Genomic DNA, 16,086 nt, shown 5'->3' with positions numbered 1-16,086 from the left:
GTGACCGCTCACGGACCGACCGCAGGGCCCGGACGCCACGTGCGTCCGGGCCCTGCGGCGTCACCGGGCCGCGCGTCGCGCCCTCGGGCAGACTGACGCCATGACGGAGCCCGAGGTCAGCGGCCCGGGGCGCGCCGCGCCCGCCGACGCGCCGCCGACCGGGGTGGCCGCGCCCGCCGACGCGCCACCGACCGGGGCGGCGGCGCTCGTCGCCGCGCTCGAGACGCTGCGCACCCGGCTCGGTGCGCTCGTCCTCGCGCTCGACGCACCGGGAGTCGACGCCGCGCGCGCCGAGCGCGCCGCGGTCCTCGCACAGCTCGACGACTACCTGCTGCCGCGCCTGCGGGCGCAGGACGCACCCCTGCTCGTCGTCGTGGGCGGCTCGACCGGCGCAGGCAAGTCCACGCTGGTGAACTCGCTCCTCGGGGAGCCGGTCTCCGCACCGGGCGTCCTGCGCCCCACGACGCGCGCACCCGTGCTCGTGCACCACCCGCTCGACGCGCGGTGGTTCTCGACCGACCGCGTCCTGCCCGGGCTCGCCCGCGTGACCGCGCACACGGGCGCGGGAGCCGTCGACGACGCACGGGACGCCGGCGGGCGTGCCCTCCGGCTCGTGGCGTCGGCCACCCTGCCCCGCGGTCTCGCGCTGCTCGACGCGCCGGACGTCGACTCGGTGGACGCCGAGAACCGTCGGCTCGCCGTGCAGCTGCTCGACGCGGCGGACCTCTGGCTGTTCGTCACCACCGGTGCGCGCTACGCCGACGCCGTGCCGTGGGACCTGCTGCACCGCGCGGCGCAGCGCCACGCGCAGGTCGCGCTCGTCGTCTCCCGCCTCGACCCCGGCACGGACGAGGTCGTCGACGACCTGCGTCGCCTCATGGACGAGCACGACCTCGCCGCGGCGCCCCTGTTCGCCGTCCCGGAGTCGGTCACCCCCGACGGTCTGCTGCCCGAGACCGCGGTGGCCCCGGTCGCGCGGTGGCTCACCGACCTGGGTGCGGACGCCGACGCGCGCGACCGCGTCGCGACCGCGACGCGCGACGGCGTCGTCGACGACCTCGTGCGACGCGCCGACGCGCTCGCCGACGAGGCCGACCGGCAGGCGGCGACCGACGCGCGGCTGCGCGCCGCCGTCGCGGGCGCGTACGACGACGCGGCCGCGCAGGTGCGCGCCGCGACCTCCGACGGGGCGATGCTGCGCGGCGAGGTGCTCGACCGCTGGCAGGAGCTCGTCGGCACGGGTGACCTGCTGCGCTCCGTCGAGCACGGCGTGGGCCGCGCACGCGACGCCCTCGCGCGCGTGCTGCGCGGCCGCCCGGCCCCGGCGCCACGCGTCGAGCAGGCGATCGCGCACGGGCTCGGCGCGGTCGTCCTCGACGCCGCCGACGCGGCAGCGGTGCGCGCGCACGCCGCGTGGCGCGGGGACGCCGCGGGTGCCGCGCTGCTGCCGGACCTCGACCTGTCGCGCGCGTCCGCGGCGCTGCGCGCGCAGGTCGACGCCGAGGTCCGCGGCTGGCAGGCCGACGTGCTCGACCTGGTCCGGGAGCAGGGCGCGCGACGGCGCGGCACGGCCCGCTACCTGTCGTTCGGCGTCAACGCGGCGGGCGTGAGCCTCATGGTGCTCGCGTTCGCGTCCACGGGCGGCCTGACGGGCGTCGAGGTCGGGATCGCCGGCGGTACGGCCGTGGTCGCGCAGAAGCTGCTCGAGGCCGTGTTCGGCGACGACGCGGTGCGACGGCTCACGGCGCTCGCGCGCGAGCGGCTGGACGTGCGCGTGGACGCGCTGCTGCGGGCCGAGGCCGAGCGGTACACCGCGCAGCTCGACGCGCTCGGCACGCGTGACGCGTCCGGTGCGACGGTGCGCACCGCCACGCGGGCGGTCGAGCGCGCCGCGCGCGACGAGCGAGCGGCACGGGCGCCCGGCGCGGGGGCGCCGGCGACCGGTGGCGGCACGTTGCGTGGGGCGGGGTCGGCCGTCGCCGTGCCGTCGCGCGGCGGTGCCCAGGTCGGGGGACGACGGACCGAGGCCGTGGCCGCGGACGTCGCACCGCGTGCGGGCTTCTGGCGCCGCCTGCTCGGTCGTCGCACGAGCGAGCGCGACGCGGCTCGCGGCGACGGCACCCGCGGGCGCGAGACGCGCGACGCCCCGAACCGCGACGCCCCGACCCGCGACGCCGCCGACGGCGACGCGTCCGACGGCACGCCCGGGGGCGACGCGTGAGCCCGACCCTCGCGCAGCGCGCGGACGCGCTCGCCGCCGCCCTCGACGCCGCGGGCGACCGGCTGCCGCCGACCGTCACGGACGCACCGCGCGCGCTGCTCTCGCGCGTGCGCGAGCGCGCGGGCCTGTCGGGCGAGCACACGGTCGTCGCGCTCGCGGGCGCGACGGGCTCGGGGAAGTCGAGCCTGCTCAACGCGCTCGCGGGCGCCGACCTCGCCGCCACGGGCGTGCGCCGACCGACGACGTCGCACCCGTCCGCCGTCGTCGTCGGGTCGCCGCCGGGCGGGGGCGACCCCGGCCCGCTGCTCGACTGGCTCGAGGTCGCGCGGCGGCACGCCGTCGCGGCGGGGCCGGGCCTGCCCGCCGGGCTCGTGCTGCTCGACCTGCCCGACCACGACTCGGTGGTCGTCGAGCACCGCGAGCGCGCGGACCGGCTGGTCGCGCGGGCTGACCTGCTGGTGTGGGTCGTCGACCCGCAGAAGTACGCCGACGCCGCGCTGCACGAGGGCTACCTGCGTGCGCTCGCGGGGCGCGACGACGTCGTGGTCCTCGTGCTCAACCAGGCCGACCGGCTGGGGGCGGGCGAGCGGGACGCGGTGCTCGCCGACCTGGCGCGCCTCGCGGCGGCGGACGGTCTGCCGCGGGCGCGCGTGCTCGCGACCTCGGCACGCACGGGTGACGGCGTGGACGCGTTGCGCGACCTCGTGCGGGTCGCGGCCGAGCGTCGGGAGTCGACGACCCGCCGGTTCGGCGCGGACCTGCGCGCCGCGGCCCGGGAGGTCGCCGACGCGTGCGGACCCACCGCGTCGCGGCGACCCCGCGCGGTCGTCGCGGACGGCCTGGTCGACGCGCTCGCGGCCGCGGCCGGGGTCCCCACCGTGGTCGACGCCGTGCGGCGCTCCGCGGTCCGCAGGGCAGGCGCGCACGTCGGCTGGCCGCCCGTGCGGTGGCTCGCGCGGCTGCGTCCGGACCCGCTGCGGCGCCTGCACCTGGAACCGCGGCCGGCGGCCGAGGCGGAGGTGTCTCGCACGTCGCTGCCGCCCGCGGGCGCCGCGCAGCGGGCCGCCGCCGCGACGGCGGTGCGGGACCACGTCGACGCGGCGCTGGCGGGCGCGCCGGACGCGTGGGTGCTCGCGGCGCGCGCCCGCGTCGACGTGGCGGCGCTGCCGGACGCGCTCGACCACGCGGTGGCGCGCACGCCGCTGCTCCCGCCCGCACCGGCCCGCTGGTGGCGTGCCGTGGGCGCGCTGCACGCGCTGCTGCTCGCCGCGGCGGTCGCGGGCGCGCTGTGGCTGGGCGGGCTCGCGCTGCTGGCCTACCTGCGGCTGCCGGAGCCGGTCACGCCCGTGTGGGGTCCGCTGCCCGCCCCGACCGCGCTGCTGCTGGGCGGTCTGGTCGGCGGGGTGCTGCTCGCGCTGCTCGGGTCGATCGGCGCGCGTCTCGGTGCCCGACGGCGCGCGGGGGCGGCCGCGCGGCGCCTGCGCGCGGCCGTCGCCGACGTCGCGGAGCGGCTCGTGCTCGCGCCGCTCGCGGCCGAGACCGACGCGCTCGCGGCGTGCCGCGGGGCCGCGCTCAGGGCCGCGGCCTGAGACCTCACGGCGCCCGGCACGTCACGTCGTGCGCCGCTGCCACCCCGCGCTGACCGCCTGCGGCGCGTACCCGAGCGCGACGTTGATCGCGAGCATGTGGGCGTTCTCCTGCGCGTTCCACGTGTGCAGGCGGCGCTCGCCGGGTCGCCAGGCGGTGTACGCGTCGAGGTTGACGGCCTTGACGAGCATGCCGAGCCGCCGACCGCGGTGCTCGCGCAGCACGAGCGTGTCCTCCTGGAACCCGAACGGCACGTCCGGCACGGGCACCTCGAGCACCGTGAACGCCGCGAGCGTCCCGGTCGGCACGTGCTCGGCGGCCGTGAGCAGCACGCGCTGGTGGCGCTGCGCGCGCGTCAGCAGGTGGTGGCGCACCCGCTCGGCGTCCCAGCGCTCCTCCTCGGTGTCGTAGCCCGCGTTCGGCGCGTCCGTGCTCATGCGGGTCCACAGCACCGCCAGCGCCGGGAGCCACGCGTCGGGCACGGTGTCCCACCACGTGTGCGTGCGGTAGTCGGGGCCGGCGGCGGCACGCGCGTCGGCGAGGAGCGCGGCGCGCGCGTCCTCGTCGCCCGGCAGGGTCAGGACGGAGTGCCGGGCGACCTGCTCGAGCACGTAGCCGTGGCGCTGCGCGAACCGCACGGCGTGCGCGTCGGCCGGCACGCGGCCCTCGCCGGTCGGCGCCTCGAGCGCGCCCGGTCCGGGCGGCGGCTCGGGTGCGTGCGTCGTCCAGGCCAGCAGCGACGTGCGGTCGTGCGCCGCGGCGACCTCCTCGACGTGACGCAGCAGCGCCGTGCCGATGCCCTGGCCCTCGTGCCCGGGCCGGACCGCGACGTCGACGTGCGCGACGTGCGTGTTGTCGGCGTGCGGCAGCACGACGACACCCACGCCGAGGACGTCGTCGGCACCGGGGCTCGCGGGCGCGTCGGGTGCCAGCGCGACGGCCACGAGCTTCGTCCCGTAGTCGTCCGACAGCAGGATCGGCACGCGCACCACGAGCGGCGCCCACAGGTCGGTCCAGCCGTGCAGCGCGTGCTGGCGCGCGTGGTCGATGTCGCACAGGGCCTGCACGGCCCACGCGTCGGGGTGGGCGGGGTCGCTCGGCGTGCGCGGGGCGTCCTCGACCCGCCACGTGGTGGTGCTGCTCATGGCGACCACCCTGGCGGGGGCCGGGTGTGCGCGGCCACCGATTTCCCGCGGCGTCGCGTCCCGCGCGAGGATGGCCGGGCCGGGGGCACGCGGTGGTGCCGGCGTGGGAGCGACGAGGGGACGGGCATGGCGAGGATCGAGGTGCCGGTGCAGCTGCGCTGGTCCGACATGGACGCGTACGCGCACGTCAACAACGTCGAGATGCTGCGCCTGCTGGAGGAGGCGCGCATCGAGGTGTTCTGGCGCCACCCCGACGCCCCCGACGGCACGCCGGCCGACGGCGGGCGGCCCACCGCGGTGCTCGACGCCGGGCCCGGTGCGCTCACGTCGACGCTCGTCGCGCGCCAGGAGATCCAGTACGTGCGGCCGCTGCCGTACCGGCGCGCGCCCGTCGTCATCGAGCTGTGGATCGGGCACCTGGGCGGCGCGAGCCTCGACGTCTGCTACGAGGTGCGGGACGCGCCGACGACGACGCCCGGCGCGACCGTGTTCGCGAAGGCCGTCACGACGATCGTGCTGGTGGACACCGCGACGGGTGCGCCGCGCCGGCTGACGGCGGACGAGCGTGCCGTCTGGGAGCCGTACCTCGAGGAGCCCGTGGTCATGCGCCGTCGCGCGTGACGCCCGGCTCCGCGCCCCCGCGGTCGCGGCGCGCGCGCTCGGCGCGCTCGGCGGCCCGCGCGACGTTGCGCTGCATGCCGCCGAACACCACGCCGTGGAACGGGTACACGGCCCACCAGTAGAGCTGGCCGGCGAGGCCGTGCGGGTGGAACAGCGCGCGCTGCGCGAAGACCACCGGCGGGCGGCGCCACTGCTCGGGGTCCCAGGCGCCCGCGCCGTCGTCGTCCGCGGCCGCGTCGTCGTCCGGCTCGACGCGCAGCTCGAGCCACGCGAGCCCGGGCAGCCGCATCTCGGCGCGCAGCCGCAGCAGCCGCCCCGGCCGGATCTCCTCGACGCGCCAGAAGTCCACCGCGTCGTCGACGAGCAGCCGCGCGGGGTCGCGGCGCCCCCGCCGCAGCCCGGGGCCGCCGACCACGCGGTCGAGCAGGCCGCGCACGCGCCACGCGAGCGACCACGAGTACCAGCCGCGCTCGCCGCCCACGGCCTCGACGACGCGCCACAGCGCCGCGGGGGAGGCGTCGACGCGCACGCGCCGCTCGTCGACGTACAGCGAGCCGCCGGCCCAGTCGGGGTCGGACGGCAGCGGGTCGCTCGGCGCCCCGGGCGCCGCGGCGGACGACCACCGGGTCGCGACGCTCGCACCGCGCACGCGCGCGAGCGCGAGGCGCACCGCGCGGTCGAAGCCGATCAGACCCTCGGGCGGGTCGGGCACGTACGTGGCGACGTCGTGCTCGTCGCACACGACCTCGTGCACGAGCGACTCCACGAGCGGCCGCGCGAGCCCGCCCGGCACGGGCGTGACCAGCGAGACCCACAGGCTCGACAGCCGCGGCGACAGCACGGGCACGGGCACGATGACGCGCGGCGGCAGGCCCGCGATGCGCGCGTACCGCTGCATCATGTCGCGGTACGTGAGCACCTCGGGGCCGCCGATGTCGAACGCGCGCGAGACGTCCGCCGGCATCGCCGCCGAGCCGACGAGGTAGCGCAGCACGTCGCGGATCGCGACGGGCTGGATGCGGTTGGACACCCACTTCGGCACGGTCATCGCCGGCAGCCGCTCGGTGAGGTACCGCATCATCTCGAACGACGCGGAACCCGAGCCGAGGATCACCGCGGCGCGCAGCACGGTGGTCGGCACGCCCGACGCGAGCAGGATCTCGCCCACCTCGGTGCGCGACGCCAGGTGCGGCGACAGCTCCTCGCCCTCGGGGTGCAGCCCGCCGAGGTACACGATGCGCCCGACTCCCGCCTCGCGGGCGGCCTGCCCGAACACGAGCGCGGTGTGCCGGTCGCGCTGCTCGAACGACCGGCCCGTGCCCAGCGAGTGGATGAGGTAGTACGCGACGTCGGCGCCGTCGAGCGCGGCGCGGATCTGCTCGGGGTCGGACGCGTCGGCGCGCACGGCCTCGACCTGGTCGTACCAGGGACGGCCGCGCAGCCGCTCGGGGTGACGCGCGAGCGCGCGCACGCGGTACCCCGCGGCGAGCAGCTCAGGCACGAGGCGACCGCCGACGTACCCGGTGACGCCCGTGACCGCCACGAGCGGCGCGTCGGGCCGCGGGCGGCCGTCGGGGCCCGTGCCGGGCACGAGCCCCGGCAGCGTCGTCGCGACGGGCGTCGGCGCGAGGTCGGCCTCGGGGGTGGTCCCGGGCGGGAGGTCGGGACGCTCGTCGCTCATCGCTGCAGTCTGCGGCCCGCACCGGTGCCCCGCACGCCGGGCGGCCGCGACGCTCAGCGCGTGCTCAGGACGTCAGCAGCTCGAGCGTGCGCCGCTCGCCGACCGCCTGCGAGCGCGTGGGCGCGATCGTCACGCCGCGCTCCCACAGCTCGACGACGCGCGGGTCGACGTACGACGCGCGCGCCACGGTCGGCGTGTTGCCGAGCTCCTCGGCGACGGCCTTGACGACCGACGTGACGACCCGGCGTCGGCCTCGCTCGCTGGCCGGCGGGGGACCGGCGTCCGCGAGGCCCCGCGCCGCGAGGACCGTCGCGTGCCACGTCCTGAAGTCCTTGGGCGTCGCCTCGCCCAGCCGGTCGCGCACGTAGCCGCCGACGTCCGCGCTCGTCACGTCGTGCCAGCCCGCGTCGTCGCGCCACGCGAGCAGCTCGGGGCTGTCGTCGCGGCGGCGCAGCAGCGTGCGGACGAGCTCCGCGACGGTCTCGTCGTCGACGACCGTGTCGCGCACCTGCCCCGACTTCGCGGGGAAGCGCAGGTGCACCGCGCCGGGGCGGCCGTCCTCGTCCGGCAGCACGTGGACGTGCTCGCGGCGCAGCGTCGCGAGCCCGAACGAGCCGTGCCGCCGCGTGTACCCCTCGGTCCCGACCCGCAGGTACGCGCGGTCGAGCAGGCGGAACGCGAGCGCGAGCGCCTTGTCCCTCGGGAACCCGTCGAGCGCGAGGTCCGCCCGCACGCGGCGCCGCGCGGCGGGCAGCCGGCGGGCGACCTGCAGGACGTGCTCGTGCTTGAGCCGCGCCCGCCGCGCGTGCCACTGCTGGTGGTACAGGTACTGGCGGCGCTGCGCGTCGTCGAGGCCGGCGGCCTGGATGTGCCCCTGCGGGAGCGGGCAGATCCACACCTCGCGCCACGCAGGCGGGATCGCGAGCGTCGTGATCCGGTCGAGGTGCTCGGGGTCCGCGATGCGACGCCGGTCCAGGTCGAGGTACACGAAGCCCGAGCCGGACCGTCGCCGCGTCCAGCCCGGCTGGTCGATGCGCACCCGTCGGAGCCGAACCATGCGGGCAGTCTCACCCGGCCCGGGCGCGCGCGCATGCCGGACCGGGTGACGTGCGCCGCGCCGGCGGCGCGTGGTCGCGTCAGGCGTCGGCGGGGAGCCGGATCATGCCCTCCTGCGCCATGGACGCGACGAGCGTCCCGGCGCGGTCGAACACGCGTGCCGCGCCCAGGCCGCGCCCGCCCTGCGCGCTCGGCGTCGACTGCACGAACAGCAGCCACTCGTCGACGCGCACGTCGCGGTGCCACCACATCGCGTGGTCGAGGCTCGCCATCGACTGGTTCGCCGAGACCCACGCGCGACCCGCGCGTCGCAGCACGGGCTCGAGCATGACCTGGTCGCACGCGTACGCGAGCAGCGCGCGGTGCAGCAGCTGGTCGTCGGGCAGCGGCGCGCGCGCCCGCATCCACACCATCTGGCGGCCCAGCGGCGAGTCGGGGTCGGGGGCGAGGAACAGCGAGCGGCCCACGTGCCGCAGGTCGAACGCGGACTCCTGCGCCCAGAACCGTGCCGCGGGGTGGTCGATGCCCGCGAGCTCCTCGAGCGCCGAGCGCACCTGCGTCGGCTCGGGCACGTCGGCGGGCATCTCCTCGGCGTACTCGAGGCCGCTCTGGTGCTCCTGGAACGACGCGATCATCGACAGGATCGGGCGGCCCTCCTGCAGCGCGTGCACGCGGCGGGCCGTGAACGAGCGGCCGTCGCGCAGCCGCTCGACCGAGAACTCGATCGGGATCGTCGGGTCGCCCGCACGCAGGAAGTAGCCGTGCAGCGAGTGCGGCAGCCGGTCGGCCGGGACCGTGCGCCCCGCCGCGACCGTGGCCTGCGCGAGCACCTGCCCGCCGTAGACGCGCGCGCGGGGCCCGCTGAGGTTCGGGCCCTGGTAGAGGTCCGGGTACGTCGGGTCGGCGCTCAGGTCGAGCGCCTGCAGCACCGCGGCGGTCGCGCCGCCGTCGTCGGGGAAGTCGTCCGTGGGGCGGCCCATGTCAGTCCTCGAAGGTGTTGATCAGCGAGTGCGCGGCGCGCTCGAGGTAGTCCCAGAGCTGCGCCCGGTGCAGGGGAGCGAGATCGAGCGCGTCGACGGCGGCCCGCATGTGCGTGAGCCACCGGTCGCGTGCGTCGGGGTTGACCTTGAACGGCTGGTGCCGCATGCGCAGGCGCGGGTGGCCGCGCTCCTCGGAGTACGTGGACGGACCGCCCCAGTACTGCTCGAGGAACATCGTCATGCGCCGCGCGGCGGGCCCGAGGTCCTCCTCGGGGTACATCGGCCGCAGCACCGGGTCGGCGGCGACGCCCCGGTAGAACTCGTCGACGAGCCGCACGAACGTGTCGTGACCACCGATCGCGGCGTAGAACGAGTCGTCTCTCACGCGCACCATCCTCACATGCGGCCCACCGGCGCCCGTGGGCGCGCAGGTGTGCGTCGTGCCACGTCAGGGGCCCGTCCGCGACCGTCCGGGTCGCGGCGGTCAGAGCCCGAGCTCGTCGAGCACGGGCAGGCCCGCGCGCACGGCGGCGCGCGCGTCGGCAGCGCTCGGGGCGTCGGCGGCGCGCCGCGCGAGCACGCGGCACGTCGCGAGGTCGGTCGCGGCCAGCACCGCCGCGACGTCGGGCAGCGCGCGCGGCGTCATCGACAGCGACGTCACGCCGAGCCCCACCAGCACGACCGCGAGCGCGGGGTCGGCGGCGGCCTCGCCGCACACGCCCACGGGCCGGGCCTGCGCGGCGCCGCCCTGGCAGGTCGCCTCGACGAGCCGCAGCACGGCCGGCTGCCACGCGTCCGAGAGCGCCGCGACGTCCCCCAGCAGCCGGTCGGCGGCCATCGTGTACTGCGTCAGGTCGTTGGTGCCGATGCTCGCGAACCGGGCGTGCGCGAGCAGCGGACCGGCGAGCAGCGCGGCGCTCGGCACCTCGACCATGATCCCGGCGGTCGGCAGGCCGTGGCGTGCGCACGCCGCGACGAAGTGCTCGGTCTCGTCGACGGTCGCGACCATCGGGGCCATGACCCACGTCGTCGTGCCCGGGTGCGCGGCGGCCGCGCGGGCGATCGCCGTGAGCTGGTCCTCGAGGACGTCGGGGCGCGCCTGCGCGACGCGCAGGCCGCGCACGCCGAGCGCGGGGTTCGCCTCCGGCGCCGCGTGCAGGAACGGCAGCGGCTTGTCGGCCCCCGCGTCGAGCGTCCGGACGACGACCTTGCGGCCCTCGAACGCGGCGAGCACGCGGCCGTACGCGGCGGTCTGCTCGTCGACGTCGGGCGCCTGCGTGCGGTCGAGGAACGCGAACTCCGTGCGGAACAGGCCGACGCCCTGCGCGCCCGAGTCGGCGGCGGCCTGCGCCTCGGCCGGGTCGCCGACGTTCGCGAGCAGCTCGACGCGGTGCCCGTCGGCGGTGCGCCCGTCGCCGTCGAACGTGCGGGTCGCGCCCGCCAGCGCGCGCACGCGCGCCACGGCCTCGTCGGACGGGTCGGGCGTGGCCGTGCCCGCGGCCCCGTCCACGAGCAGGACGGTGCCCTCGGGCACGTCCAGCGCACCGGCCGCGGCGACCACGGCCGGGATGCCGCGCGCCCGCGCGAGGATCGCCGTGTGCGAGGTCGGGCCGCCGGCGGCCGTGACCACCGCGACGACCCGCGCCGGGTCGAGGGTCGCCGTCAGCGCGGGCGCCAGGTCGTGCGCGACGAGCACGTACGGCGAGGTCCGCACCGGGACGCCCGGGGCCTGCTGGCCCGTGAGCCGGGCGACGAGCCGGTCGCGCACGTCGAGCACGTCGCGCACGCGCTCGGCCATGTAGCCGCCCAGCGCCTCGAGCTGCGCGCAGACCGCGTCGGCCGCCTCCCACACGGCACGCTCGGGCACGAGGTGCTCGGTGCGCACGCGGTGCTGCGCGTCGGCCACGAGCGAGGGGTCGGCGGCCATCGCCGCGGTCGCGTAGAGCAGCGCAGCGACCTCGCCGTCGGCCGCGTCGGCCGCGGCGTCGAGCTCGTCGCGCACCGCCGCGGCCGCCCGTGCGACCTCCTCGGCGGCGCCGTCGGTGTCCGCCCCGGGCGGCAGACGACGCCCCGCGGGCGGTTCCGCGACCGCGTCGGGCAGGTGCACCACCGGGCCGACCGCACGCCCCGGGCTCACGCCGATACCCGTCACGACCTGCGTGCTGACCACCCGGACCTCCTCGGTGCGTGCCGGCGGCGCGGGGGTGGCGGGTGCGGGCCCGCCGTCGTCGCCGTGCCCTCGCAGTCTGGCCCGCCGACCGGCGCGGGTCCAACGGCGACACGCACCGGGCGCGCGCGGCGCCGGCTGCCCGGGCCGCCGTGCCGGACGCCGCCGCGTGGACGCCACGGGCGGGTCGCGCGCCGACGGAGGTAGCCTGGGCCCACCGCACGCGACACGCAGGGGCCGAGGGCGCACGGGAGGCCGTTCTCCCGCGCCGCTCCTGCGCCACGCGGCGACGACGATCCCGGGGAGAGCCATTGAGCAAGGCAGAGCAGATCCTGGCCGCACTCGGCGGCGAGGCCAACGTGGTGGACCTCGAGCCCTGCATCACGCGGCTGCGTGTCGAGGTCGGTGACGCGCAGCTCGTCGACGAGTCCGCGCTCAAGGCGAGCGGCGCGTTCGGCGTCGTGCGCTCGGGCCGGATCGTCCAGGTCATCGTCGGCCCCGAGGCCGACAACCTGGCCGCCGAGCTCGACCACCTGCGCTGACCGGCGCCCGCGCGTGACGGCGCTCCGGCTCACGAGCCCCGTGCCCGGCGTGGTCCGACCGCTGGCCGCGGTGCCCGACGCCGTGTTCGCGCAGGAGATGGTCGGCCCCGGCGTCGCGGTCGAGCCCGACCGGACGGGCCGCCAGGACGTCCTCGCGCCGTGCGACGGCGTCGTGGGCGCGCTGCACCCGCACGCGTTCGCGCTCGAGCTCGACGACGGGCGCGGCGTGCTCGTGCACGTCGGCATCGACACCGTGAGTCTGCGGGGGTCGGGCTTCGACCTGCACGTCGAGCGCGGTCAGCGCGTGCGCGCGGGGCAGCGCGTGCTCACGTGGTCGCCGGTCGACGTCGCGGTCGCGGGCCTTGCCACCGTGTGCCCCGTGGTCGCGCTGCAGGGCGACGCGACGGACGTCACGGTGCTCGCCGCCGACGGCGAGCACCTCGTGGCCGGCGCCCCGCTCCTGGAGTGGGCCGCGGGCTGACCCGTCCGTCGGACTGCCGCGCCGGCGACCTGCCGCGCCGTCGACCTGCAGCACCGTCGACCGACGCTCAGGCGCGCGTCGGCCCCGGGGGCTCGGGCGGCTCGACGACCTCGTGGACCGGCGTGTCCCGGGGGTCGCGCGCCGGGGGAGCGGCCGCCGACGCGTCGGCGGCCGTCGCCGCCCCGCCCGGGGGGCCTGCGTCGTCCGCCGGCGTCGCGTCCACGGCCGCCGTCCCGCCCGCCAGGCGCTCCTGGTACGCCTCGAACGCCTCCCGCTGACCCGCGAGGGGGACGCCCGCGCGCTCCAGGACGCGGCGCACCTCGACGCGCAGGTGCCGGGCCACCTCCCACTGCATCGCGGGCGCCGTGCGTACCGACAGCCGCAGCCCCACGGCGTCGGCGGCGAGCTTCTCGGCGCCGGTGACGCTCGGCGCACCCTGCAGGTACGCACCCACGACGGGGTCGGCGGCGACCGTCGCGGCCGCCTCCTCGAGCAGCGCGCGGGCCTCCTCGACGTCGACGAAGTAGTCGACGTCGACCTCGACGACCGCGGTCGCCCACCCCTGGGTCTTGTTGCCGACGCGCACCATCGAGCCGTTCGGCACGTACCAGAGCGTGCCGTCGCCGTCGCGGAGCTTGGTGACCCGGAGCCCGACCGCCTCGACCGTGCCCGTCGCGGGCCCGACGTCGACGACGTCGCCCACGCCGTACTGGTCCTCGAGCAGCATGAACAGCCCGGACAGGAAGTCCTTCACGAGGCTCTGCGCGCCGAAGCCGACGGCCACGCCGACGATCCCGGCCGACGCGATGAACGGCGCGAGGTTGATGCCCAGCGCGTCGAGCACGAGGATCGCGGCGATCGAGCCGACGACGATCGACGCGGTCGAGCGCAGCACCGAGCCGATCGTGCGGGCCCGCTGCGCGCGCCGCGCGGTGGCGAGCGGGTTCGCCTTGAGCAGCACCGAGCCCACCTCGGAGCGGCCCAGCGGCCGCAGCACGCCGCGCTCGATCGCCGGCTCGCCCTCGGCCACGTGGCGCGTCACCGTCGAGATCGCGCGGCGCAGCGCGAGGAGCACGAGCGCGCTGATCACGAGGATCAGCACGATCCGCAGCGGGACGCCCACGAACCAGTCGCCCCACTGGGCGGCCCACTCCGGCACCGACAGGCCGTCGGGAGTGAAGGACGGCACGGTCGGGTCGTCGCTGGGGGTCGCGGTCGAGACGACCGCGCCCGCGCCCGCGATCACGCCGCACCCCCGCGCAGGGTCGCCAGGAGGCCCGTGCGGTCCGCCACGAACCGCAGCTGCTCGGCCGACAGCACGACCGTGCGCGACAGCGCCCGGGCGCCGTGCCCGACGCCGACCTCGCGCCGCAGCAGCACCGGCCGCTCGATCGGGTCGGAGGACGTCGCGGCCTGCAGGGCCGCCGCGAGCTTGCGCGCGTGCAGCGGGTCGACCCGGGTGTCGCCCTCGAAGACGGTGAGCAGCACCGCGGGGTAGGCGGTGCCGTCGACCACGCGGTGGTACGGCGAGTAGCCCAGCAGCCAGCCCAGCTCGACCGGGTCGTCGGCGTCGCCGTACTCCTCGGTCCACGTCACGCCGAGCCCGAACCGCTGGTAGCGCACCATGTCGAGCAGCGGCGCCGAGCACACGGCCGCCGCCCACAGGTCGGGCCGCTGCGTGACGGCCGCGCCGACCAGCAGGCCGCCGTTCGACCCGCCCCAGCACGCGAGCGCGTCGGTCGTGGTCCACCCGCCGGCCACGAGGTGCTCGGCGACCGCGTGGAAGTCGTCGAAGACGTTCTGCTTGGCGCCGCGCATGCCGGCGCGGTGCCACTCCTCGCCCTCCTCGCCGCCGCCGCGCAGGTGCGCCACGACGTACACGCCGCCCGCCTCGACCCACGCGAGCGTGGTCACCGAGTACGCCGGGTCGAGGCTGATCTGGAAGCCGCCGTAGCCGTAGAGGACGGTCGGTGCGGGCGCGAGCGGGCGCCCGTCGGCGTCGAGCCGGTCGGCGCGCGCCAGGACGAACGCCCGCACCGTGGTGCCGTCGGCGCTCGTGACCTCGACCTGCTGCGTGCGCACCGCGGGGACGTCGGGGACCTCGCCGGGGGGCTCGGCCCACACGTCGACGGCGCCCGTCCGCGCGTCGTACCGGTGGACGCGGGGGACCGTCACGTGGTCGGTGTACGAGAACCACACCTCGGGGCCGCCCTCGGGCCGCGTGACGAGCCCCGGCACGGAGCCCAGCCCGGGCAGCGGGACCTCGCCCGTGCGGTCACCCGTCGCGGGGTCGTGCACCGTGACCTCGCTGACGGTGTGCCGGCGCCACGACGCGAGCAGCCCCGTCGGCCGTGCGGGGTCGCCGTCGTCGACGAACGCGACGCCCTCGAGCACCGCGACGTCGTCCTGCGGCAGCAGCGTGCGCCAGTGCGCGACCCCGGGCGTCGTCGGGTCCGTGACCGCGAGCCGGCCGCGCGGCGCGTCGAGGTCGGTGTGCACGTAGAGCCGGCCGTCGCGCGCGACCCACGCGCCGACCTCGGCGTCCAGCCCGACCGCGACCTCCACGAAGGTCGGTGCCGCGTGCGCGCCGGGCGCCGTGAGGTCGGCGATCCACACGTCCGTGCGCGGCGCCGTGCCCGCCGACGCCGACACGACGAGCCAGCGGCCGTCGAGGCTGACCTGTACGCCGTAGTAGCTCGTCAGGTCGAGCCCGGCGCCGAACACCTCGACGTCCTGCTCGGGGGGCGTGCCCACGCGGTGCAGCCAGACCCGGCGGTGGTACTGCCGCTCGTCGGCCGGCACGAGGTCGGGCGCGACGCGGCGCACGTAGTAGAACGCGTCGCCGCCGGGCAGCCACGCGACGGGCGAGTAGCGCGCGCGGTCGACGGGTCCGTCGACCAGCTCGCCGCTCGCGACGTCCAGCACGTGCAGGACGCTCTCCTCGGTCCCGCCGTGCGACACCTGGTACGCCAGCAGGTGGCCCTCCTTCGACGGCTGCCACGCGTCGAGCGTCGTGGTGCCGCCCGCGTCGAGCGCGAGCGGGTCGACGAGCACGCGCTCGGTCGTCGTGCCCCCCGGGCCCGGCTCGGCGACCACGACGACCGCGTGCTCCTGGTCGCCCGCGCGCCGTGAGAAGAACCGGCGCTCGCCGCGCCAGGCCGGTGCGCCGACGAAGCCCGCACCGAGCAGCGTCCGCAGCCGCGCCGTGAGCGCGCCGGCCGCGAACGGCGTCCCCGCCGCGGCGTCCTCGGCGCGCGCGCGGTACGCCTCCCACAGGTCGTCCTGCGCGCGCGACCACGCCTGCGTGCGCGCGTCGTCGGCGTCCTCGAGCGTGCGGAACGGGTCCGCGACGCGGTGCCCGTGCAGGTCCTCGACGAGGTCGGTCCGGGGTGCCGCGGGGTACGCGGGAGGTGGGGTCGTCACGGCGCACCAGGGTACGGGGCCGGCCCGTGGTCCCGGCGTCGGCGACCCGACGTCGACGCCGGCGCGGGGTCCCACCAGCGCCGGCGTCGACCGGGGGACGTCCACGCCCTCCACGCCGACGTCCGGCCCTACGCTGCCGGGCCTCGACGGGCCGACGCACGGGCCCGGGAGCCCCACCTCGC

General features: G+C 77.9%; 13 protein-coding genes. 5 read left to right on the top strand and 8 right to left on the bottom strand.

Translation table 11 applies throughout. The annotated features are described in order from the left end of the window. Window positions 1-100: 100 nt before the first annotated feature. Window positions 101-2,221 (top strand): GTPase domain-containing protein, encoded by a 2,121-nt coding sequence (locus E4A51_RS04910; RefSeq protein ID WP_134851028.1) that lies wholly within the window; start codon window positions 101-103, stop codon window positions 2,219-2,221. Continuing rightward, the gene (locus E4A51_RS04905; protein WP_134851027.1) at window positions 2,218-3,810 is read left to right on the top strand and encodes a GTPase family protein; all 1,593 of its coding nucleotides are present in this window, start codon (window positions 2,218-2,220) and stop codon (window positions 3,808-3,810) included. Before E4A51_RS04910 ends, E4A51_RS04905 begins: the two co-directional genes overlap by 4 nt. A gap of 21 nt (window positions 3,811-3,831) precedes the next feature. On the opposite strand, the gene E4A51_RS04900 is transcribed toward E4A51_RS04905, so the two are convergent. Continuing rightward, window positions 3,832-4,953 carry a GNAT family N-acetyltransferase gene (locus E4A51_RS04900; RefSeq protein WP_134851026.1) on the bottom strand — a complete coding sequence of 374 codons (1,122 nt, stop codon included), beginning with the start codon at window positions 4,951-4,953 and terminating at the stop codon, window positions 3,832-3,834. A gap of 126 nt (window positions 4,954-5,079) precedes the next feature. Between E4A51_RS04900 and E4A51_RS04895 the strand changes: the two genes are divergently transcribed. Next, window positions 5,080-5,574: a thioesterase family protein gene (locus E4A51_RS04895; protein WP_046528017.1), complete on the top strand. Its 495-nt coding sequence runs from the start codon at window positions 5,080-5,082 to the stop codon at window positions 5,572-5,574. Here the strand turns inward: E4A51_RS04895 and E4A51_RS04890 are convergent. The 5 genes from E4A51_RS04890 to ptsP all read right to left on the bottom strand — a co-directional run bounded on the left by E4A51_RS04890 (window position 5,555) and on the right by ptsP (window position 11,461). After that, complete coding sequence (locus E4A51_RS04890) at window positions 5,555-7,255, bottom strand: SDR family oxidoreductase (protein ID WP_134851025.1); 1,701 nt, start codon at window positions 7,253-7,255, stop codon at window positions 5,555-5,557. The two genes, E4A51_RS04895 and E4A51_RS04890, sit on opposite strands and share 20 nt — an antisense overlap. 64 nt (window positions 7,256-7,319) lie before the next feature. Continuing rightward, window positions 7,320-8,312 (bottom strand): DNA topoisomerase IB, encoded by a 993-nt coding sequence (locus tag E4A51_RS04885; protein ID WP_070319956.1) that lies wholly within the window; start codon window positions 8,310-8,312, stop codon window positions 7,320-7,322. Window positions 8,313-8,391: 79 nt separating this feature from the next. Next, window positions 8,392-9,291 (bottom strand): acyl-CoA thioesterase II, encoded by a 900-nt coding sequence (locus E4A51_RS04880; RefSeq protein ID WP_070319955.1) that lies wholly within the window; start codon window positions 9,289-9,291, stop codon window positions 8,392-8,394. Between the two features lies 1 nt (window position 9,292). Next, window positions 9,293-9,676: a globin gene (locus E4A51_RS04875; RefSeq protein ID WP_070319954.1), complete on the bottom strand. Its 384-nt coding sequence runs from the start codon at window positions 9,674-9,676 to the stop codon at window positions 9,293-9,295. 99 nt (window positions 9,677-9,775) lie between these two features. Next, window positions 9,776-11,461 carry a phosphoenolpyruvate--protein phosphotransferase gene (gene ptsP, locus E4A51_RS04870; protein ID WP_134851024.1) on the bottom strand — a complete coding sequence of 562 codons (1,686 nt, stop codon included), beginning with the start codon at window positions 11,459-11,461 and terminating at the stop codon, window positions 9,776-9,778. A gap of 308 nt (window positions 11,462-11,769) precedes the next feature. Between ptsP and E4A51_RS04865 the strand changes: the two genes are divergently transcribed. Beyond that, window positions 11,770-12,000 (top strand): glucose PTS transporter subunit EIIB, encoded by a 231-nt coding sequence (locus tag E4A51_RS04865; RefSeq protein WP_046528022.1) that lies wholly within the window; start codon window positions 11,770-11,772, stop codon window positions 11,998-12,000. A 13-nt stretch (window positions 12,001-12,013) separates the two neighbouring features. Continuing rightward, window positions 12,014-12,481: a PTS glucose transporter subunit IIA gene (locus E4A51_RS04860; protein ID WP_134851023.1), complete on the top strand. Its 468-nt coding sequence runs from the start codon at window positions 12,014-12,016 to the stop codon at window positions 12,479-12,481. 67 nt (window positions 12,482-12,548) lie between these two features. On the opposite strand, the gene E4A51_RS04855 is transcribed toward E4A51_RS04860, so the two are convergent. Together E4A51_RS04855 and E4A51_RS04850 are read right to left on the bottom strand one after the other, a co-directional pair. Next, window positions 12,549-13,727, bottom strand: coding sequence for a mechanosensitive ion channel family protein (locus E4A51_RS04855; protein ID WP_240696383.1), 1,179 nt, complete (start codon window positions 13,725-13,727; stop codon window positions 12,549-12,551). Further along, window positions 13,724-15,904 (bottom strand): prolyl oligopeptidase family protein, encoded by a 2,181-nt coding sequence (locus E4A51_RS04850; RefSeq protein WP_134851022.1) that lies wholly within the window; start codon window positions 15,902-15,904, stop codon window positions 13,724-13,726. Before E4A51_RS04850 ends, E4A51_RS04855 begins: the two co-directional genes overlap by 4 nt. Window positions 15,905-16,086: the final 182 nt, after the last annotated feature.

The sequence above is a fragment of the Cellulomonas sp. HD19AZ1 genome (assembly GCF_004535805.1).
Taxonomy (GTDB): domain Bacteria; phylum Actinomycetota; class Actinomycetes; order Actinomycetales; family Cellulomonadaceae; genus Cellulomonas; species Cellulomonas iranensis.
Note: the sequence above shows the minus strand (reverse complement) of the source record. Positions and strands in the feature narration are given on the sequence as shown.